At 48.3% G+C, this 20316-nt stretch carries 16 protein-coding genes and 2 riboswitches; of the genes, 13 read left to right on the forward strand and 3 right to left on the reverse strand.

Annotation, left to right across the window (positions count from 1 at the left end; genetic code table 11):
- Positions 1–4: 4 nt before the first annotated feature.
- Positions 5–925: a trans-4-hydroxy-L-proline dehydratase activase gene (locus tag DWY89_RS08080; protein ID WP_118523290.1), complete on the reverse strand. Its 921-nt coding sequence runs from the start codon at positions 923–925 to the stop codon at positions 5–7.
- A 586-nt stretch (positions 926–1511) separates the two neighbouring features.
- Positions 1512–1633, forward strand: a riboswitch (molybdenum cofactor riboswitch).
- Positions 1634–1760: 127 nt separating this feature from the next.
- Between DWY89_RS08080 and DWY89_RS08085 the strand changes: the two genes are divergently transcribed.
- The 12 genes from DWY89_RS08085 (at position 1761) to DWY89_RS08140 (ending at position 15310) form a co-directional block, all read left to right on the forward strand.
- Positions 1761–2681, forward strand: coding sequence for a substrate-binding domain-containing protein (locus DWY89_RS08085; protein ID WP_118524583.1), 921 nt, complete (start codon positions 1761–1763; stop codon positions 2679–2681).
- A 209-nt stretch (positions 2682–2890) separates the two neighbouring features.
- On the forward strand, positions 2891–3574 hold the full coding sequence (locus DWY89_RS08090) for an ABC transporter permease (RefSeq protein ID WP_118523289.1): 684 nt from the start codon (positions 2891–2893) through the stop codon (positions 3572–3574).
- The gene (locus tag DWY89_RS08095; RefSeq protein WP_118523288.1) at positions 3561–4271 is read left to right on the forward strand and encodes an ABC transporter ATP-binding protein; all 711 of its coding nucleotides are present in this window, start codon (positions 3561–3563) and stop codon (positions 4269–4271) included. Before DWY89_RS08090 ends, DWY89_RS08095 begins: the two co-directional genes overlap by 14 nt.
- 142 nt (positions 4272–4413) lie before the next feature.
- A riboswitch (molybdenum cofactor riboswitch) is annotated at positions 4414–4554 on the forward strand.
- 250 nt (positions 4555–4804) lie between these two features.
- The gene (glp, locus tag DWY89_RS08100) at positions 4805–6034 is read left to right on the forward strand and encodes a gephyrin-like molybdotransferase Glp (RefSeq protein ID WP_118523330.1); all 1230 of its coding nucleotides are present in this window, start codon (positions 4805–4807) and stop codon (positions 6032–6034) included.
- A 74-nt stretch (positions 6035–6108) separates the two neighbouring features.
- A complete protein-coding gene (locus DWY89_RS08105) occupies positions 6109–8016 on the forward strand; it encodes a molybdopterin biosynthesis protein (RefSeq protein ID WP_118523287.1) in 1908 nt (635 codons plus the stop codon).
- A 13-nt stretch (positions 8017–8029) separates the two neighbouring features.
- Positions 8030–8482 carry a hypothetical protein gene (locus tag DWY89_RS08110; RefSeq protein WP_118523286.1) on the forward strand — a complete coding sequence of 151 codons (453 nt, stop codon included), beginning with the start codon at positions 8030–8032 and terminating at the stop codon, positions 8480–8482.
- Positions 8482–8868 (forward strand): 4Fe-4S binding protein, encoded by a 387-nt coding sequence (locus DWY89_RS08115; RefSeq protein WP_022360326.1) that lies wholly within the window; start codon positions 8482–8484, stop codon positions 8866–8868. The genes DWY89_RS08110 and DWY89_RS08115 overlap by 1 nt, the downstream gene beginning before the upstream one ends.
- 15 nt (positions 8869–8883) lie before the next feature.
- Positions 8884–11094: an aldehyde ferredoxin oxidoreductase C-terminal domain-containing protein gene (locus DWY89_RS08120; protein ID WP_207663376.1), complete on the forward strand. Its 2211-nt coding sequence runs from the start codon at positions 8884–8886 to the stop codon at positions 11092–11094.
- A gap of 39 nt (positions 11095–11133) precedes the next feature.
- A complete protein-coding gene (thiS, locus tag DWY89_RS08125) occupies positions 11134–11331 on the forward strand; it encodes a sulfur carrier protein ThiS (RefSeq protein ID WP_022360324.1) in 198 nt (65 codons plus the stop codon).
- Between the two features lie 20 nt (positions 11332–11351).
- Positions 11352–12107, forward strand: coding sequence for a HesA/MoeB/ThiF family protein (locus DWY89_RS08130; RefSeq protein WP_182434540.1), 756 nt, complete (start codon positions 11352–11354; stop codon positions 12105–12107).
- Between the two features lie 204 nt (positions 12108–12311).
- On the forward strand, positions 12312–12905 hold the full coding sequence (locus DWY89_RS08135) for a TetR/AcrR family transcriptional regulator (RefSeq protein WP_107001407.1): 594 nt from the start codon (positions 12312–12314) through the stop codon (positions 12903–12905).
- Positions 12906–13051: 146 nt separating this feature from the next.
- Complete coding sequence (locus DWY89_RS08140) at positions 13052–15310, forward strand: excinuclease ABC subunit UvrA (RefSeq protein WP_118523284.1); 2259 nt, start codon at positions 13052–13054, stop codon at positions 15308–15310.
- 56 nt (positions 15311–15366) lie between these two features.
- Here DWY89_RS08140 and DWY89_RS08145 read toward each other — a convergent pair whose 3' ends face one another.
- Positions 15367–16920, reverse strand: coding sequence for a BCCT family transporter (locus DWY89_RS08145; RefSeq protein ID WP_118523283.1), 1554 nt, complete (start codon positions 16918–16920; stop codon positions 15367–15369).
- A 252-nt stretch (positions 16921–17172) separates the two neighbouring features.
- Positions 17173–18066 (reverse strand): glycyl-radical enzyme activating protein, encoded by an 894-nt coding sequence (locus DWY89_RS08150; protein WP_118523282.1) that lies wholly within the window; start codon positions 18064–18066, stop codon positions 17173–17175.
- Positions 18067–18862: 796 nt separating this feature from the next.
- Here DWY89_RS08150 and DWY89_RS08160 point away from each other — a divergent pair.
- A complete protein-coding gene (locus tag DWY89_RS08160; RefSeq protein WP_243022798.1) occupies positions 18863–20308 on the forward strand; it encodes a sodium:proton antiporter in 1446 nt (481 codons plus the stop codon).
- Positions 20309–20316 lie beyond the last annotated feature (8 nt).

Consider the following 20316-nt stretch of genomic DNA (forward strand, 5'->3'; position numbering starts at 1 on the left):
TAAATCATCCTCCTATATTGACTTTGTTGAAGCCCTGTTCTTCGAACATGGACTTAAAGTGTTCCATAAGCTCGGACACCGGTACGCTCATCTCATCATCATGGTACTCCATGTCGAGGCTGGCGTATTTACCCTTTCCGATGTCATGATAAGGTAAAAGGTTTACCTGACGTGCGTGAATATTGTTTTCTTTCAGGAAATGGATGACACTTTCAATGTGTTCATCGGTTGCGTTGACCTGCTGGATAATCGGAAGCCGGATATAAAGACCTGCGCCTTCATCACTTAATTTCTTTAAGTTCTCTAGAATCAGTGAATTGTCAACGCCAATATACTTCTTGTGGTCTTCCGGATCCATCACTTTGATGTCGTAGAGAAAAACATCTACATAAGGAAGAATCCGCTTCAGATTCTCATAGTCTGTGTAGCCGCTGGTGTCGATGAAAACGCTGACACCGTTCTCATGGAGCTTGCGACAGACCTCTTCCACATAGTCCATATGCTGGGATGCCATAACCTCGCCACCGGAGAGTGTCACACCGCCGCCGGACTGCTCATAGAAGATTTTGTCCTTCATCGCTTCCTTGACGAGTGCATCTACCGTGTATTCCTTACCGGCTAACTCCCGGGCCTCTGTGATGCACCAGTCGGTACAGACGCCGCAGGCGGTACACTTGGAACGGTCAAATACAATCTTGCCGTCTACGATGGAATTGGCTCCCTGTTTACATTTTGCAACACATCGACCACAGGCGGTACATTTGTGATGATGAAAAATCAGTTCCTTATAATAATGCTGACTCTCCGGGTTGTGGCACCACATACAGCGTAAGGGACATCCCTTGAAGAAAATCGTGGTGCGGACACCATCGCCGTCGTGCGTTGAAAATTTCTGGATGTTAAATATGTAAGGAGTTTCTGCCATCCTTTCCCCCTCCTTTGCAAAAACTAGACTGTGTTCTAGTTCTGAGTCTATAATACTACAACCAACTCAAGAATACAAGAGTAAATTGAAAAAAATGTATTAATTTAATTTTTAACAGACGAATCTGAAAAATAATCATCCGATTACGCTAAAACAAGCGGAATGCGGAATGGCTATAAAAGAAAATTAATATAACATATAAGATATCATAGAAAATGGGGGCTTACAATCGGCAAAAGTGAGGATATTATGCATGAAAAGAAAGTGAAAATTGTAGAAAAGATAGAATGGTTTGAATATTCATAATATATAAAACAAAAACAAAAAATTAAGCACAGTTAAAAGGGCATCGCACAAATATGAAAAGGGAAAATCAAGATAGAAGTGAAAAAAGACTAAAAATCCAGAATAACAGTAGAAAAGAGCAGTAGAAAACAAAAGACAAAATAAATAAGAAGCTTGAAAAAATGAAAAAATTTCGCTTATGTGAAAGTTGCCCGGTTGACAAGAAGAATTTTGACATGGTATAGTAAAAATGTATAAGGATGTTTCGGGAAGTATTAGAAGAACCCGGACAGCAGAAGCCAGGAAAACTATATTTCGAGCTGAAAAACCTAACACAGTATATTGTCAGGGTTTACAGCCAATGGGTATCAGGGGAAACTCGGATGCCTCCCGCATTTGGAAAGAAATGCATTGGAAAGAGAAGTAGGACCTGCTGCTTATTAGGAAGAAAGGCAGCTGGTAAAAGGCGGCGCATCCTCTGCCAGAGTCTCGTTCCGATGAAATGTTTTTCAGCGTATTCTTAAACAAAAGAAGGGAGAAGAACAATTTTATGAAGAAGACAAACAGAATCATTGCATTAGCAATGGCGGCTATGACAGCATTGTCTATGACAGCCTGCTCTGGAAGTGCAAAAGAGACGACGGAGGCGGAAAGCGCCGCAGAGACAACCGCAGAGGCTGCTGAGGAAAGCAGTGCAGAGGAGACCAAGGAAGCATCCGGAGAGACGCTTCTGATGGCAACGACGACCAGTACCGATAATACGGGTCTTCTGGATTACTTAAAGCCAATCTTTTTAGAGGATACAGGTATTGACTTACAGTGGACGGCAGTAGGAACCGGTGATGCGATTCAGAAAGCAAAAGATGGTGAAGTCGATGTGATACTGGTTCATTCCAAAGCAAAAGAAGAAGAATTCGTGGAGAGCGGCTACGGTGTAGAGCGCTTCCAGGTTATGTATAATGATTTCGTGATCGTAGGACCGAAGGATGGTCCGATTGCAAAGACGGATGATATCAACGCTGCATTTAAACAGATCATGGACGAGCAGCTGACATTTGTGTCCCGTGGAGACAACTCTGGTACCCATAACAAGGAGACCGGAATCTGGGAGAAGCTGGGAATTACAGATTATGAGAGCAATCCAAACTATGTATCGGCAGGCGCTGGAATGGCTGATACACTGGCGATGGCAGATGAAAAAGGCGGCTACTGCCTGTCTGACCGTGGTACCTGGCTTGCCAAGAAGGCAGATTTCCCGGATATGGATATTGTATGTGAAGGCAGCAAGGAACTTTTAAACCAGTACGGCGTTATCGCAGTAAATCCGGAGAAATATCCGGATGTCAACAACGAGGCGGCGAATACGTTTATCAAGTGGATCTGTTCTCCGGAAATCCAGACTCTGATCGGTGAATACGGCGTAGAGGAGTACGGCGAGCCGTTATTCTTCCCGAATGCAGAGCAGAAGTAGAATACTGCCGGATGATATGTGGTAGTGCTGGAATTAGCGTATTTAAACGAATAAAGCAGGCAGTTGAACCTTGCAGAATTTATAATGTATAAACAGGAAACCGGAGAAGGGAGGATGCACTTTTTCCGGTTTTCTGTCATTAAGAATTGAGAAAATGAGAACGCCTGCAGAACATAAGGTGTTTCAGTGGATATGCTGGGAGAAAAAATATGGGAAACCTGTTTTCAAAATTTTTTGGTACGGTCGGAGTGATAGATTCTATCCGGGTAACGCTGGTGATGTCTTTCTGGTCAACCTTGATTGCGTCCATGCTTGGAATTTTTCTGGGACTTGTGCTGGAGCAGACGAAATTTCCAGGAAAAAAGCTGGTAGTCCGCGTGAACCGGACCTTGATGGGAGCACCTCCGGTCGTCATCGGATTGCTCACATATATGCTTTTGAGAAAAAAGGGTCCGTTTGGGGCGCTTCGATGGGTATTTACGATCAAAGGAATGGTGGCAGCCCAGGTTCTGATCATCACTCCGATTGTCTGTGGAATGGTATATTCATATGCGATCCGCACGGCACCTTCGATCCGGGCGTTTGCCAGGACGATGGGAGCTGACCGGAATCAGACCGCGCGGCTTCTGCTGCGTGAAATGAAAAATGAAATTTATTTTGCGGTTGTATCTGGATATGGGCGTTCCATCAGTGAGGTTGGGGCGGTTTTTCTGGTAGGTGGAAATATAAAAAACAGTACCCGGACAATGACAACTGCGATTTCAACCCTGAAAGGTGCAGGCGATTATTATGAAGGGGTATTTTTGGGAGTGATCCTGATGCTTCTGGCATTTGCGGTACAGACATTGGCAGAACATTTCAGACAGGAGGAGACACCGGATGAAAATCTCTAAGCTGCAAAAGAAGATAGGTCAGTTTACGCTTCAAATCGAGGAACTGTATCTGGAGAGCGGGAAAGTTCATGGTCTGATAGGAACCAATGGCTGCGGAAAAACAACTCTTTCCAAGCTGATACAGGGGATATTGGTTCCGGATGACGGGAGGATTGATTACGAGGGACTGACACCCCGGGATATTACGATGACAACACAGAGACCGTATCTTTTGCATGATACGGTGTATCAGAACCTGATCTATCCGCTGAAAATACGGGGAATTCGCCCAGATGAGGCGAAGATGGATGCCTGGCTGGAACGATGTGGGCTTTTGCAGAAAAAAAATCAGTATGCTCGTTCCCTGAGCAGCGGAGAACAGCAGAAATTATCATTTATCAGGGCGCTGGTATTTGACCCTGCGTTTGTGATTGTTGATGAAACGCTTTCCAACCTGGATCCTGACAGTACAGAATTGTTTGAACAGCTGATGCGGGAGCAGCAGACGAAAAATAAGATGACATGGCTGCTAATCAGCCATCAGCTGGTGCATGTCCGCAAGATTTGTGACCAGGTACATTTTATGGAGCAGGGAAATGTTCTGGTGTCCGGAACACCGGAAGAAATCCTTCTTCACCCGTCGCATCCGTCCATCCGCCGATATCTGGCAGATACGGAGGTTTCATATCGTGAAAATGAAAAAAATTCAGAATTATGAATATAAATGCGAGGCGATTGCGTTGAATATGAAAAAAATGGGAAGAGTTTTGCTTGGGATGATTGACACAGTTTGTGAAAATGTGGTATAATTTCTGGTAGAAAATCATGAAAAAGAGAATTGTCGCACGAGAGCGGCAGTTATACAGAGTTGATTTCGAGCTTTTCTGCCTAAGCTGTGAACCGATTGACAGGATGGAAGAAAAGCCAATGGGTATCCGGGGAAACGCGGGTGCCTCCCCGCATCAGACGATGCATTGGAAAGGAATAGCTCTCGGATGACCGGGATGAAGATCCGGAAGTTCTGGAAAAGGGCAGTAAATTCCGCCAGCGCAAGTAAAGCCTGATGTAGGTAAGTGCATATCAGCAGAAAGCCATAAGAGGCAGACTGCATCATCAGGAACGGATACAGAGAGCGGAATGTTTTCTGTATTCGTTTTTTTGTTTCATTCGGAGAGGGCGGTCTATGAATCAAAAGCACTTCGCGTGGATGCGTACCTTCGCAAAGAAGAATCATGCCGCAAGGGAGGAACTATGAAGTTATTGAAAGTTGATACGCTGGCGCAGGCGCGGGAACGTCTGCTTAAAGCGGCAAAAGAATGCCTGCCAGAAACGGAGCAGGTCGCGCTTGCAGATGCATCTGACCGTATTTTAGCAGAAGATATTGTCTCTGGGGAAATGATTCCGGCATTCCGCCGTTCCAGTGTAGACGGGTATGCAGTCTGTTCCAAGGACACGGCGGGCGCAACGGAAAGTATCCCGGTTTTTCTGAAGGTGCTGGAAGAAGTAGAGATAGGACATCCGGCGGTATCAAAGATTGAACCGGGTACCTGCGCCTATGTGCCGACCGGCGGCATGGTTCCGGAAGGGGCAGATGCCATGGTGATGGTAGAATACAGTGAACGGTTCGGAACAGATGAGGTTGCCCTGTATGAAAATGTTCCGTATGGGAAATGCATCGTGCTTCCGGGAGAAGATGTAAAAACCGGGGATATAGTCCTTAAAGCGGGAACCCGGATTGGTCCGGCGCAGGCGGGAACATTGGCAGCGCTTGGCGTGGTGCAGGTTCCGGTTTTTAAACCGTGGAAGGTGGCAGTTCTATCGACGGGCGACGAACTGGTCAGGATCGATCAGGTTCCTGGACCGGGGCAGGTGCGGGATATTAATACATGGGCGCTGTCCTGTTATGTGAAGAAGACAGGTCTGGAGCTTGTTTCGGCAGAGGCGGTGAGGGATGAAGAGGTACTTTTAGAGGAGAAAATCAGGGAGGCGGTCAAAGCCTGTGATTTGATTCTGATCTCCGGAGGAAGTTCCCAGGGAAAGAAAGATATGACGATGGAGATATTAAACCGCATCTCCAAGGAGGGAGTATTTACCCATGGGCTGGCACTGAAACCCGGAAAACCGACGATTCTGGGATATGATAAAGAGAAACATACGCTGTTAGGAGGACTTCCTGGGCATCCGGCAGCAGCGCTTGCTGTTTTCCACTTATTATTTGTGTGGCTCTGGAAGCAGGTAACCGGTCAGCCGGATCAACCTCCGTTAGAAGCCTTTATGACAACGAACCTGGCGGGTGCACCCGGAAAAACAACCTGCCTGCTGGTAAAGCTTCAGATGGCTCCGCAGGGGCTGGAGGCAGAACCGGTATTTGGAAAATCAGGCTTGATTTCGACGATGGCAGAGGCAGACGGCTACGTTCTGATTGATATGAATCAGGAGGGGCTGAAGAAGGGTGAGCAGGTGAAGGTGTACCGTTTTTAAAATGAATTGCTTCCAGAAGGGCGGCGGAGGATAAAGGATCGGCAGAGCCTGATGGAAACAGAATAGAGGCAGAGATGGGAAAGAGAAATTTATATCTGAATAATACACCGGTGGAGGAGGCAAAAGCCCTTTACCAGAAAGCACTGGGGGAATTATTAAGCCCCAAGGCAGAATGGATTCCCGTGACGGAAAGTCTGCACCGGATTACAAAAGAGGCAGTCTATGCGAAATATTGTTCCCCGCTTTACAATGCGGCGGCGATGGATGGAATCGCGGTTGAGGCAGAGAAAACAAAAGGAGCATCGGAGCGGAAACCACTTACCCTATATCCAGGTACAGATTTTACAGTGGTGGATACGGGCGATCCGATTCACGCGCCATGCGATGCAGTTATCATGGCGGAGGATCTGCTGGAGCAGGAGGATGGCTCGGTGCAGATTACGGATGCAGCTGCATCATGGCAGCATGTGCGCCCGATCGGAGAAGATATCGTAGCGGGTGAGATGCTGATGCCCGGCTATCATGAGATACGCCCGATTGATATAGGTGTTCTCCTGTCTGGCGGAATTACAGAGATTGAGGTGTTGAAAAAGCCGTCGGTAGCGATTTTTCCGACGGGAACCGAAATCATAGAGCCGGGACAGGAACCCAGGGATGGGGACATCATCGAATCGAATTCGAGAGTGTTTGAGGCACTGGTAACGGAACATGGCGGTGCGCCTCATCGTTTTCCGCCGATTGCGGATGAATATGAAACATTGAAAGCAAAGGTGGCAGAGGCGGTTGAAAACTATGACATGGTGATTGTCAATGCCGGCTCCAGTGCAGGAACTGAAGATTTTACGGTTCATGTACTTCGGGAGTTGGGGGAGGTTCTGGTACACGGAGTGGCAATCAAGCCGGGAAAACCGGTAATATTGGCGATTGTCAATGGAAAACCGGTAATCGGACTTCCGGGATATCCGGTATCCGCCTATATCAACTTTGAAAATTTTGTGATTCCTGTGCTGCAGAAACTGGCAGGACGTACAGAAACAGGCGGCACGACGGTGCGGGCTGTCATATCCAAACGCCTTGTATCATCCCTGAAACATAAAGAGTATGTGCGGGTGAAGGTAGGAGAAGTGGGTGACAAGCTCGTCGCTTCTCCACTGGCGCGCGGGGCGGGAGCAGCAATGAGCCTGGTGCGGGCAGACGGATTCTGTGTGATTCCTCAGAACAGCGAGGGGGTCGAGGCGGGAGATACCGTTGACGTAGAGCTATACCGTTCCCTGGAGGAAATTGGAAGTACGGCAGTGGCAATCGGAAGCCATGATCTGATTCTGGATGTGATGGCAGATTTGCTGCCGTGTATGTACCCGGGTAATTACCTTTCCAGTACGCATGTAGGCAGTATGGGCGGTTTAATGGCATTAAAGCGGGGAGAGGCGCATCTGGCTCCGACCCACCTGCTGGATGAAGAAACAGGAGAATATAATATTGCGATCCTGAAAAAACTGTTTGCGGGTGAAAAAATGGCACTTGTCAAGGGGGTTGAGCGAATTCAGGGAATTATCGTAAAAAAAGGAAATCCGCTTGGAATCCATGAAATTGAAGATTTGCGTGGTTTGAATTATGTCAACCGACAGAGAGGAGCGGGGACAAGAGTCCTTTTTGATTATAAGCTGAAGGAAGCCGGTATTTCACCGGAAGAGATTCACGGATATGACAGAGAGGCGGCAACGCATATGGCAGTGGCGGCTGCCGTGTCCGGCGGCGATGCAGACGCGGGTATGGGAATCCAGTCGGCAGCCAGGGCAATGGGACTTGATTTTATTGAGATTGGACGGGAAGAGTATGACTTTGCGATTCCAGTCAGATTTCTGGATTTTCCACCGGTACAGCATTTTCTGACGGTTTTGAAAAGCCGGGAGTTTGCAGAGAGAGTGGAGAAGCTCGGTGGTTATGGGCTGGCAAGAACCGGAGAAATTTTATATTTATAAAAGAGGGGATTAGATGGGAGCAGTTGTGCGTGAATTATATGTGTTCCGGCAGAGGGGACAGCCGGGAGAAGCCGTGGAGAGCGCCTGGTTCCGAAGGGGGATCGGAATGGAGGGTGACCGGCATGCAGCGGGAGGTGAAAGGCAGACTTCGCTGTTGGCGGGAGAAGCCCGGGACTGGATGGAGAAGCAGACAGAACCGGGACTCTGCTTCCGGCGCTACAAGGCAAACCTGATAACGGAGGGAGTAGATACCACCCAGTTAAATACGGGGGATCTTCTGGCGGCGGGAGGGGCGGTGTTCCGCGTCTCCGGGTATGGAAAAAAGTGTTTTCCAGAGTGTATTTACCATGAAAAAGGAGTTTTCTGCCGCCTTTCGGCAGGAGCCATATTTTTGGAAGTGATTCGGGACGGGTATGTATCTGTTTCGGATGAAATAATGAAATTAGGCAAAAAGGAGGAACTGTGATGAGACGATTAGAGAAAGATGAATCACTCTGCATTGGCTGCCACCAGTGCGAAGAAGCCTGTTCAAAGGCATTTTACAAGGTTTCGGATCCAATGAAATCCTGCATCCGCATTACCGACAAGGAGGATGGAAGCCATCATATTGCTGTGTGCACACAGTGTGGAAAATGTTCTGAAGTATGCAATACAGGTGTGATTACGGAGGATGCGAGAGGCGTTTACCGGCTGAATAAGAAAGAATGTGCCGGCTGTCTGATGTGCGTCGGATTCTGTCCGGAGAATGTTATGGTACAGTGTGATGATTATCTGGAGCCGTCCAAATGTACGGCGTGCGGATTGTGCGTAAAAGCATGTCCGACCGGAGCAATCCGTCTGGTAGAAGAGTAAAGGGAGGAGAAAGGCATGATTAAAATGTGTGATCTTCCGCGTTATGCGGACGCAGATATGGAAGAAATCAAAAAAATGAAAGAGGCCCACACGGTTCTCAATCAGGTTACATATGAGCCAAAGCCGCTGTATCATGGATATACGGATAAGCGCCTTCGAATCAATGTGACAGATAACACCATCGATATGATCGACATTCCTCAGGAGGTCAAAGAAAAATTTACCGGCGGCAAAGGTTATTGCCTGCGTTATCTGTGGGATGCAACGAAGCCGGATACAAAGTGGAACTCTCCGGAAAATGCCATTACCATGTCGGCAGGACCGATTGCCGGAATTACGCAGTACGGCGGTACTGGAAAATGCCTGGTATGCAGCATTTCACCGATGACAGATATCCCGATTGATTCAAACGTCGGCGGATATTTTGGCCCATTCTTAAAATTCTCCGGATTTGATGTGATCGAGCTGACTGGAAAAGCGGAGGAAGACGTGATTATTGTCATCGATGGCAATAAGGGAACCGTTTCAATTGAAAAAGCACCGTTAGAGCATAAAGATGCACATGTACTGGGAGAAGAGCTGACAACCATGTATGCGGAGGATGACAATGATCGCAAAAACGTGGCGGTCGTATGTTCTGGTTCAGCGGCGGATCATTGCAACCTCTCTATGTTGAATTTTACATTCTATGATCCGAAAAGAAATGTAGTCCGCTTAAAACAGGCTGGACGTGGTGGTATCGGACGTGTCTTTGCGGACAAGCACATTAAAGCGCTGGTATGCCATTTTAAAGGCGTAAAAGCAAATCTGAACCATGTATATGATATCAGTATCCTGAACCGGGATGGCCTGAAATTCCATCGTGAGGTGGCGACACAGGATGACAAACAGAATTCAATGCGTAAATCCGGAACAGCATACTCCCTGCGTATCATGAGCGATTATGATATTCTGCCGACGCGCAATTATAAATATGGCGGAACGGATAAAATCGATGAGATGGCACCGGAGGTATGGAGAAATAAATGGCTGACCCAGGGCGGAGCGGACGGATGTTGGTATGGATGTTCGATGGCGTGTGCTAAAACAGCCGATCAGTTTGAATTAAAGACAGGTCCGTATAAGGGACATAAAGTATGTGTGGATGGTCCGGAGTATGAGACAGCAGCCGGTGTTGGTCCGAACTGCGGTGTAACCGATCCGCAGGTAATCCTGGAAGTGAATTTCTACTGTGATACATATGGCATTGATACGATTTCCTTTGGCACCATGACTGCCTTCCTGATGGAATGCTATGAAAATGGTATCCTGAATAAGGAGAGAACCGGCGGTCTGGAGCTTGTATGGGGCAATGCAGAGGCGGAGCTGGAGCTGCTGCACCAGATGGCGCGAAACGAAGGCTTTGGCAAGATTGCGGCACTTGGAAGCCACAAGCAGAAAGAGTATTTTGCAGCACAGGGCTGGGGCGATATGGATTTCATGAATGATATTGCGATGGAACAGAAGGGACTTGAATATTCAGAGTATGCTTCCAAAGAATCCTTGGCGCAGCAGGGCGGCTATGGTCTGACCAATAAGGGACCGCAGCATGATGAGGCATGGCTGATTTTCATGGATCAGGTAAATAACCAGATCCCTACCTTTGAGGATAAGGCGGAGGCGCTGTATTACTATCCGATGTTTAGAACCTGGTTTGGTCTTCTGGGACTTTGCAAGCTGCCGTGGAATGATATTGTACCGGCTGACAACAGCCTGACCGATGAACCGGCGAAGGTACCGGAGCACGTAGATAACTATCTGGATCTTTATTATGGTGTTACTGGGGTCAAGATTGATAGGGATGAGATGATTAAAATGTCCGAGCGTGTCTACAATTTCCAGCGTGTTTTCAACATTCGTCTGGGCAAGGGACTGCGTGCGAACGATGCGATTCCATACCGCTCCCAGGGACCGGTTACGGAAGAAGAATATCTGTCCCGTCAGGAGCGCTACGATGGTCAGCTGGTAGAGCTGGTTGGTTTTACAAAAGAAGAAGTCGAAAAAATGTCCTTAAAGGAAAAGATGGCTGCGACCAGAAAGTACAGAGAAGGGGAATATGAGAAGCTGATTGATGCGGTATATCCGAAGCGCGGCTGGAATTTAAACGGCGTTCCGACAATTGCACACCTGAAAGAGCTTGGCATGGATCTTCCGGAGCTTTTGGAAGTAGTTGAGCCGCTTCAGTAAGACTATTCATTAATACGTTGCAGAAGGGAAGTGGATATAATGGTACTGAATAACCGTCCATATCCGGACTGGCATGAAGGACTGACAATCAGGGGTGTGATGGAACACATGAAATTTACCTGGCCCAAGCTGGTCGTGAAGGTAAATGGGCAGCTGGTCTGGCCAGAAGACTATGATAAAGTAACACTTGAAGAAGCAGATGATTTGAAGATTTATCATTTACTGGGGGGCGGTTGATTCAGAAAGGAGACGCTGGTTTGGAGATAGACAAAGAACGCTATAAAAGAAATATTCTCCTGCCGGAGGTAGGAGAAGAAGGACAGAAAAAGCTGGCGGAAAGCCGGGTGCTGGTAGTCGGGGCGGGGGGACTTGGATCTCCCGTCAGCCTCTATCTGGCAGCAGCAGGAGTCGGTACGATCGGGATTGCTGATTTTGACCGGGTGGATGTCAGCAATCTGCAGCGGCAAATCCTTTACCGGGAACAGGACATTGGAAAGGCAAAAGCAGAACTGGCGGCGGAGCAGCTTCAGAGCCGGAACCATTCGGTGCAGGTAGAATTATACCCAGAGGGGATTACAGCTGAAAATGCAGAAGAAATTCTTGCAAAGTTTGATGTGATTGTGGATGCTTCGGATAATTTTCCAACCCGCTATCTGCTGAGTGACACATGTATGAAGCTGGGAAAGCCGGATGTATATGGAGCTATCTGTGAATTTGCGGGACAGGTTACCGTGTTCGCATCGGACGGACCATGTCTGCGCTGTCTCTGTCCGGAGGCAGAGGACCCATCCGGAAACCCGAATTCGGCTGCTTATGGTGTGCTTGGCGTGATTCCCGGCATGATCGGGTGTATGCAGGCGGCAGAAGTATTGAAGCTTCTTTTGGGCAAGGGAGAGCCGCTGATTGGAAAAATGCTGTTCATTGATGCCAAAACGTGGTCCACGGATCTGATAGAAGTTCCGGTGCATCCCCAGTGCAGCTGCCATGCACATACCAAAGTTCACCGGACGTGAAAACGGTATTAAAAATAGACACTATGAACAATCTCTTTACTTCACAGGAAAAGAATGATAAAATAAATTAAATTGTCGAAAGCAGATGAGGAAGATTATCCACTCTGCTTTCGGCTGGATTCAGGTAAACAAAAAGGTAAATTAGATGACCAGGAATGTTTCCCTGAAATTACGATTATTGAGAAGTTAAGAGGTAAAAGGCAAATGGCGAAGGGTAATAACACAAAAGCAAAAATTGCCCGTGTTGCATGGAAATTGTTTCATGAGAAGGGATATGAGGAGACGACGATCGATGAGATTATCCTGCAGTCTGGAACATCAAAGGGAAGCTTCTATCATTATTATAGTGGAAAGGATGAGCTTCTGGCATCTCTTCCAGAGATCTTTGATGCAAAGTATGAAGAGGTAATGCAGGCGCTGGATCCGGAGATGGACAGCTTTGACAAGCTTATGACGCTCTGCTTCAGTGTACATGATCTGATAGAGTCGGATATCCCGGTAGGGCTTCTGGCGTCACTCTATTCCTCACAGGTGGTGACAAAGGGGGATAAGCATCTTTTAAACCAGAACCGTTTTTACTATAAGATGGTAAATCAGCTGGTCGATGAGGGGCAGCGCCGGGGGCAGATTACCCGCAGTATGCCATATTACGAGATTGCACATATGTATGCACTCTGCGAGAGGGCAATCATCTATGATTACTGCATTTCAGACGGTGGCTATGCGCTTGGAGAGTATACAAGAAAGACAATGCCTCTGCTGTTCGGTGGAGTGCGTGTAAAGCAGGAAGTCAAATAAAAAAGCAGACGGAAAATGCTTCTTAGGGGTATTTTCTGTCTGCTTTTGTGCGTGATAGCCGCGTACAGATCAGGATAGCATTGAGTACCTTTAAAATAAAGGAACCTGGGACGGGAAAATGCAGCTCAAGAAAGGAAGAATGCCAGATGGAACGAGAAAATCAGGAGTACATAAGCATTGTGAATGCAACGGAAAATAACTTGAAACATGTGTCGTTGAAAATTCCGAAAAAGAAAATCACGGTTTTTACCGGTGTGTCCGGTTCGGGCAAATCATCGCTCTGCCTTGATACGATTGCGGCAGAGTCGCGGCGGGAGCTGAATGTGACATTTCCAAGTTTTGTCCAGCAGTTTCTGCCGAAATATGGTCGTCCGGAGGTTGAGCGCATGGAGAATCTTCCGGTCACGATCGTGATCGATCAGAAAAAGCCGGTGGCAAACTCCCGCTCAACGGTCGGCACATACACCGATATCTATGCGCTGCTGCGCCTGCTCTTCTCACGTGTGGGCAAACCGTTTGTCGGCTATTCGGACAGCTTTTCCTTCAACCATCCGAGCGGCAAGTGTGAGCGCTGTGAGGGCTTGGGCGTTGTGACGGAGCTGGACATCCACAAGCTGGTGGATTTTGATAAATGCCTAAACGATGAGGGTGTTATCCAGTGGCCGGCGTTCACGACCGGCGCATGGCGGTGGAAGCGGTACGCGTACAGCGGTCTGTTTGATTTGGACAAGAAGATCAAGGATTATTCGAAAGAGGAGATGGATTTATTTCTCTATTCGCCGCAGATCCGCCTGAAAAACCCGCCGGCAAACTGGCCGAAATCCGCGAAGTATGAGGGCATTTATCCGCGTATGTACCGCAGTATCATTACATCTAAGGAAGGACAGCTTCATAAGAAAGAGCTGGATCGCATTGTCAGCACCTTTACGTGTCCGGAGTGCCACGGGGCGAGACTGAATGCGAAGATCCGGAGCTGCCTGATTAACGGGAAAAATATCTGCGAGGTTTCGGATATGCCGATTCCGGAGGCGGCAGAGTTTATCCGCCAGATCGATGATCCGCTGGCGCGCGATATCAAGACCGAGATCCTGAAGCGGATGAATGCGCTGATTGAGATCGGACTCAGCTATCTTTCTTTAAGCCGTGGAACAGACACTCTCTCCGGCGGCGAGGCGCAGCGTATCAAGATCGCGCGTTACATCAATTCGCCGCTTACCGATATGATGTATGTGCTTGATGAGCCAAGCGTCGGACTGCATTCGCGCGATATCCAGAATCTTAAAAATTCGCTGATCAAGCTGAAAGAGCACGGAAATACCGTGATGATTGTGGAACACCACCGGGAAGTCATCGCGCTGGCGGATCACATTGTGGATATGGGACCGGAAGCGGGCATAAACGGTGGACAGATCATGTATCAGGGAAGCTACGAGAACCTTTTGAAAGCGGACACTGTGACCGGGCGGATGCTGCGGACGAAAACGCCGATGAAGATGGAGTACCGCAAGCCGACCGGATGGTATCAGGTCGAGCACGCGAAGCTTCATAACTTAAAAGATCTGAGCGTAAAACTGCCGCTTGGCGTGATGACGGTCATCGCCGGTGTGGCTGGTTCGGGAAAAAGCTCCCTGATGGAATATTTTATGAGCCAGTATTCAGGCGAGGTGATCTCGATCCGGCAGAAGGATATCGGTATCAATCTGCGTTCGACCCCGGCGACGTATCTGGATATCGCGGATGCGATCCGGGCGCTTTTTGCGAAAGCGAACCATGTCGCACAGGCATATTTCAGTTTCAATTCCAAGGGCGCCTGCCCGGCGTGTCAGGGTAAAGGTGTGATTATATCGGATATGGCATATATGGACTCGATCGAGACGGTCTGCGAGGTCTGCCACGGAACGCGGTATTCGGAGGAAGTGCTGAAATATCAGTACAAGGGAAAGAATATTGCGGAAGTCATGGATATGACCGTCCGTCAGGCGATCCAGTTCTTTGAAGATGCGGATTTTGTGAAGAAACTCGATACGCTGGTACAGGTCGGACTCGGTTACCTGCATCTGAATCAGTCGATGACGACGCTTTCCGGCGGCGAGCTGCAGCGTGTGAAGCTGGCGAGCAAGCTGGATGAGCGGGGACAGATATTTATTCTGGATGAGCCGACTGACGGGCTGCATCTCGACGATATCCGCCGTCTGATGAAGCTTTTCAACCGGATGACCGATCAGGGCAATACGCTGTTTATCATCGAGCACAGCCTGGATGTGATGAAGGACGCCGACTATATCGTGGAGCTTGGACCGGGCGGCGGACTCGCAGGCGGCAGTCTGCTCTTTGCCGGGACACCGAAGGAGATGCTGGAAGCGGAGCGGAGTGTGACGCGGGAGTATCTGCGGGAGAGCTTATAGATAAAGAAAAATATCCCGAATGCATCGGAAAGTGCATTCGGGATATTTTTAATCAATCAATCAATTCGTTCAATACCATAGCAGCTGGAAAGATATTTCTTCGCATCCTTAAAAAACGCCGCCACGATCAGGAGAATGATAAACGCGATCGGAAATGCTGCAATGATGGACACGGTCTGCAGGTTTGCCATTGAATTATCACTGAAAATGAGGACCATCGGCAGTAGAATCAGGCTCAGGGACCAGAAGGTTTTGATCGCCATGTGCGGTTCGTCCTCGCTTGTCAGGTTCTTGTAGGAGTAGGCGGAGGCAACCAGTACGATCGCGTCAAAGCTGGTGGCATAGAAGGCGATCATCGCCGCCGCGAGCAGAACGAGGACCATCGGGGCGAGCGGAAGCGTGCGGATGATGGCAGTGATTGTGGAATAGAGGTCGCCACTGGCGGCATAAAGCCCCATGACATCCAGTTTTCCGAACACCTGGAGTCCCAGGCTGTAGTTTCCGAGGATAATAAAGCTTACAAACGTGCCGCCAAGCCCGAACACGTAGCCGCCGAGGATCGTCTGCCGGATCGTACGCCCACGAGAGATGGTTCCGATGAAGAACGGGGCAGCGACGCACCAGACCATCCAGTATGCCCAGTAGAACATTGTCCATGTCTGCGGAAATGAGGTGGTGCGCTGTGGGTCGGTGTAGGTGGAGAGTCCGATAAAGTTCTGTACCAGATTTCCGATGGAGGAAAAGCCGGTTTCGATGATATAGCGTGCTTCACCGCCAAACAGCAGCACATATGCCAGAAGAGCGAAGAAGAGGTAGACGCAGGACGCCGCGAGCTTCTGGATGCCCTTCATGCCGCGCACGACGGAAACGGTGTATACCAGGCAGGTGACTGCCAGAATCGCGATGGTGATGAGGCGGGTGTCGCTGAATCCGAAGAGTTCGGAGACGATCTGGCTCATCAGAGGGGTCGCCAGCGTAAAAGTCGTGGTTGTGCCGGCCAGCAGTGCGAAGACCGCCATCAGATCAATCAGGGTTCCGGCAAGACCGTCTGTGTGTTTTCCGAGGATCGGGCGGCAGGCTTCGGAGTATTTCTGTTTATGGCAGCCGCGCACATGAAGCATGAAGCCAAAGGCAGCGGCGAGCACGACATAGAAGCCCCACGGGATCGGACCCCAGTGAAAGAGCGGGTATGTGCTCGCCCAGTCCTGAATACTGCCCATTTCTGCCAGATGCGGGTCATTGGCGTAGAGAACCCACTCACACAGGGAGTAAAAGAGAATGTCCGCCGCAAGTCCGGAGGTAAACATCATCGAACCCCAGGCAAAATTGGAATAGAGCGGCTTCTCATCCGGTTTTCCGAGCCGGATGGTTCCGTAGCGGGAAAAGGCGATGTAGATTGACAGAAGAAAAATGCCGAGTCCGATGGCAAGGTAGCCGACACCGAAGTTTTCCCCGAGAAAGCTCCGGAGATTTTCCAACACTGCCTTGGATGCATCTGGCGCAGCCAGAAAGCAGAGACAGAGTATTATAATAAGAAGAAATGGGACGACCATCGTGGTCCAGTCCAGGCGTTTTGGCTCTGGCGCTGTTTGGGATTGTGGATTTTGCATGGGAAACCTCCTTTTAAATCATTTGTAAAAATGAGGATTTTTGCAAATGATTCTTGTTCATTTTTTGATAAATAAATTAGATATTGAACACATTATAGCATTGGGAGGAAAAAAAAGCAATGAAAAATTGGGAAAAAAGGGGAATCAATGTAAAAATGCGGCAAATTCCGTTACTGGGCATGTATGCGTGAACAGTAACGAATCGATAGAAAAATGTATGGGAGGCGGCAATGGAAAAATCCTGCCGCCTCCCTACTGCTCAATCTGCACATCAAACCCCAGTCCGCGCAGCATATTCGCATAATTCTCCATATCCTGGCCGGAGAAGGTCTGCTCGCGGGCAAGCGCCGGAGATTGCGTGTATTTTTCATATTTAATGATCCCCAGATTTGAATAGGAGAGCAGAATTACATGTCTGATGTGGTGCTCAGACAAAAGGTGGGCATACCTGCGGGCATCGATGAGCGTGTCGTTGATGCCGGGGGTAATGGTAATGCGGACCGCCACTTTTTTTCCGATAGAGACGGCAAAGTCCAGATTTTCCAGAATCGAATGATTTGAGACGCCGGTGAACTGGACATATTTCTTTTCAGAATAATGTTTTAAATCGATGATAATCATGTCCGCGTTGGCGATGAAGCGGGAGAAAGCCAGCGGTTTGGCGAAAGCGGTCGTCTCAATCGCGGTGCGGATGCCGTGTTCTTTACATTTTTTCAGGACGGCGGTGGCTGCTTCCGGCTGCATCAGCGGATCGCCGCCGGAGAGAATGACGCCGCCATTTCCATAGAGCTCCCGGTCGGCAAGAATTTTTTCCATGATTTCATCCATATCCATCATCTGACCGACGAAATGAAGCATTCGGGACGGACAGTGATCCGTACAGACACGGCAGAATGTACAGGTGTCCGGGGTAAAGGTGAGACGGTTGTCTGAAAATGTCAGACTTCCGGTGGGACATTCGCTGACACAGAGATTGCAGTAGAGACAGTGCTTGCTGTCCCAGAGAATCCGGGTCGGGCGCTCATGCGCCTGCGGTGTTGAACACCAGACACAGCGCAGGGGGCATCCTTTAAAATAAATCGTAGTCCGCAGCCCGGAACCGTCAGCCAATTCATTTCGTTTGATCTTAAATATATTCGCCTGCATGAATACAATACTCCTGAAAATCCTTCTGATATTTATAAAACACGATAAGACATTGAGTATTCCAGCACGGGATGACACCGGAATTTCCGAATGGATTCGTAATACATCTGAATGCAAAATACAGGCTAACTATAGCATAAAGAAGATAAAAAGTAAATGAGACAGTTTCTCCAATTTGCTGCTTGATTTTTTTACAAAGATTTGACAAAAAAGCGGAAATAAATTTTACAAAAAAGCGCTATAATAAAACAGGTTCAAGAGAGAATATGTGTGAACGCTGCGAAAGAGCAGGTTATACAGCGGCAGATTTGCCAACTGGCACATATCGAAAAAGAAACCACGAAAGAATACCGCGAGAGATCGGGCGGCTGGCTTAAAATGAAGCGCGAAAACAGCTGCAGGAAAAAGATGGAAGATGGCGGGGAAGATATGGAATTGAAATATGAACTCTGGAAAGAGAGTATATTTCAAGAAAAAGTTATATGTGAATGTAGGAAGCGTCTGTCGGGATATCGGCGGGCGGTTTTTTGTTTCATAGTAGAATTAAATATATCATTTGTGAAATTACAGTATTATACATAATTTCTATACACAAAAGAGGTATTTGTTTATGTTATGAGCACAGGCTTACAACACTTATTAATAAGAATTAATATAAGGTACTTTTAACGAAAAATTCACGGAAAATCACGCTTACAACGTGAAAAACACGGTTGTATTTAGGAAATAAACTTGTTATAATGGGTGGCTGAAATAGGAAAATGTAAAAAAAGAAAAAAGTTGGGAGGTTACGAAGGTGAAAAGATTGAGTGCGTTTTGCGCGAGCCTGGGATTATTTTTGATGGCAAATCCGATGACGGCTCTGGCAGCAGAACAGGAAGGCGGTGCATCGGCATCCTCTGTGCCGCTCTGGATGTGTATTCCATTTGCGGGACTGCTTCTCTGTATTGCGATTCTGCCGCTTGTGAAGGCAGAATGGTGGGAAGAGCACCAGCCTCATGCGGTTGCTCTTTGGTCAATTCTTTTTATCATTCCGTTTGCGATGCGTTACAGTGCGGGAACAGCACTGGAAACGGTTCTGGAATGTCTGGTCAATGACTATTTGACCTTTATTATTTTGTTATTTGGACTTTTCTGCGTTGCCGGTAATATCACGATGTCCGGTGACCTGGCAGGTTCTCCGCGTGTCAATGTGGGATTACTGGCACTGGGAACCCTGCTTTCAAGCTGGATCGGTACGACCGGTGCCAGTATGCTGATGATTCGTCCGGTTGTCAAGATGAATGCATGGAGAAAGAAGAAACGTCATATCATTATCTTCTTTATTTTCCTTGTATCCAACATCGGCGGATGTCTGACCCCGATCGGTGACCCGCCTCTGCTGATGGGCTTCATGCGCGGCGTACCGTTCTTTTGGAGCTTACATCTGGCGCCGATCTTATTCTTCAATATGCTGGTGCTGCTGACAATCTTCTATTTTATTGATAAGAGGGCATATCGTCAGGATATCGCGAGCGGTCTGAAACCGGATATCAGCAAACCGGGTACCGAAGTGAAGCTGCGCGGCGCGCACAACCTGATTTTCCTGGTTATGATCGTGGCAGCCGTTATTTTAAGCGGTACCTTACCGTCCATGCCGCAGTTCCAGGATGCAGCCGGAAAGGTGCTTGGCATCCACCTGTTTGGAGAGGTAGAATTAAGCTATCCGGCCATCATTGAGATTGTGATCATTCTGGTGGCGGCCTTCCTGTCCTTCAAGACCACGAAGGTTGAGATCCGCCGTGAGAACCACTTTACCTGGGGCGCGATTCAGGAGGTTGCAGTTCTGTTTATCGGTATTTTCATCACGATGCAGCCAGCCCTGATGATTCTGAAAGCAAATGGCGCGAACCTGGGCATCTCCGAGCCATTTGAAATGTTCTGGGCGACCGGTCTGCTGTCCAGCTTCCTGGATAACACGCCGACCTATCTGGTATTTTTAACAACGGCAGGTGCGCTTGGATTTACGGAGGGCATGGTGACGACGTTAGGAACGGTTCCGATCAAGATGCTGATGGCGATCTCCTGTGGTGCGGTATTTATGGGTGCGAACACCTACATCGGAAATGCACCGAACTTCATGGTTAAGTCGATTGCGGATGAAAACGGTGTGCGTATGCCGTCCTTCTTCGGATATCTGCTCTGGTCGCTCGGTATTCTGGTTCCGGTCTTTGCACTTGATATGCTGTTATTCTTTTTATAGGGGGTGAG

Origin of the sequence: Clostridium sp. AF27-5AA (assembly GCF_003478415.1) — a bacterium.
In the GTDB taxonomy this organism is placed as follows: Bacteria; Bacillota; Clostridia; order Lachnospirales; family Lachnospiraceae; genus Otoolea; species Otoolea fessa.

Excerpts from the sequence above, each read along its gene's own strand:
- DWY89_RS08080 (WP_118523290.1), bottom strand. The coding sequence starts at position 925 with ATGGCAGAAACTCCTTACATATTTAACATCCAGAAATTTTCAACGCAC.
- DWY89_RS08085 (WP_118524583.1), top strand. The coding sequence starts at position 1,761 with ATGAAGAAGACAAACAGAATCATTGCATTAGCAATGGCGGCTATGACA.
- DWY89_RS08090 (WP_118523289.1), top strand. The coding sequence starts at position 2,891 with ATGGGAAACCTGTTTTCAAAATTTTTTGGTACGGTCGGAGTGATAGAT.
- DWY89_RS08095 (WP_118523288.1), top strand. The coding sequence starts at position 3,561 with ATGAAAATCTCTAAGCTGCAAAAGAAGATAGGTCAGTTTACGCTTCAA.
- glp (WP_118523330.1), top strand. The coding sequence starts at position 4,805 with ATGAAGTTATTGAAAGTTGATACGCTGGCGCAGGCGCGGGAACGTCTG.
- DWY89_RS08105 (WP_118523287.1), top strand. The coding sequence starts at position 6,109 with ATGGGAAAGAGAAATTTATATCTGAATAATACACCGGTGGAGGAGGCA.
- DWY89_RS08110 (WP_118523286.1), top strand. The coding sequence starts at position 8,030 with ATGGGAGCAGTTGTGCGTGAATTATATGTGTTCCGGCAGAGGGGACAG.
- DWY89_RS08115 (WP_022360326.1), top strand. The coding sequence starts at position 8,482 with ATGAGACGATTAGAGAAAGATGAATCACTCTGCATTGGCTGCCACCAG.
- DWY89_RS08120 (WP_207663376.1), top strand. The coding sequence starts at position 8,884 with ATGATTAAAATGTGTGATCTTCCGCGTTATGCGGACGCAGATATGGAA.
- thiS (WP_022360324.1), top strand. The coding sequence starts at position 11,134 with ATGGTACTGAATAACCGTCCATATCCGGACTGGCATGAAGGACTGACA.
- DWY89_RS08135 (WP_107001407.1), top strand. The coding sequence starts at position 12,312 with ATGGCGAAGGGTAATAACACAAAAGCAAAAATTGCCCGTGTTGCATGG.
- DWY89_RS08140 (WP_118523284.1), top strand. The coding sequence starts at position 13,052 with ATGGAACGAGAAAATCAGGAGTACATAAGCATTGTGAATGCAACGGAA.
- DWY89_RS08145 (WP_118523283.1), bottom strand. The coding sequence starts at position 16,920 with ATGCAAAATCCACAATCCCAAACAGCGCCAGAGCCAAAACGCCTGGAC.
- DWY89_RS08150 (WP_118523282.1), bottom strand. The coding sequence starts at position 18,066 with ATGCAGGCGAATATATTTAAGATCAAACGAAATGAATTGGCTGACGGT.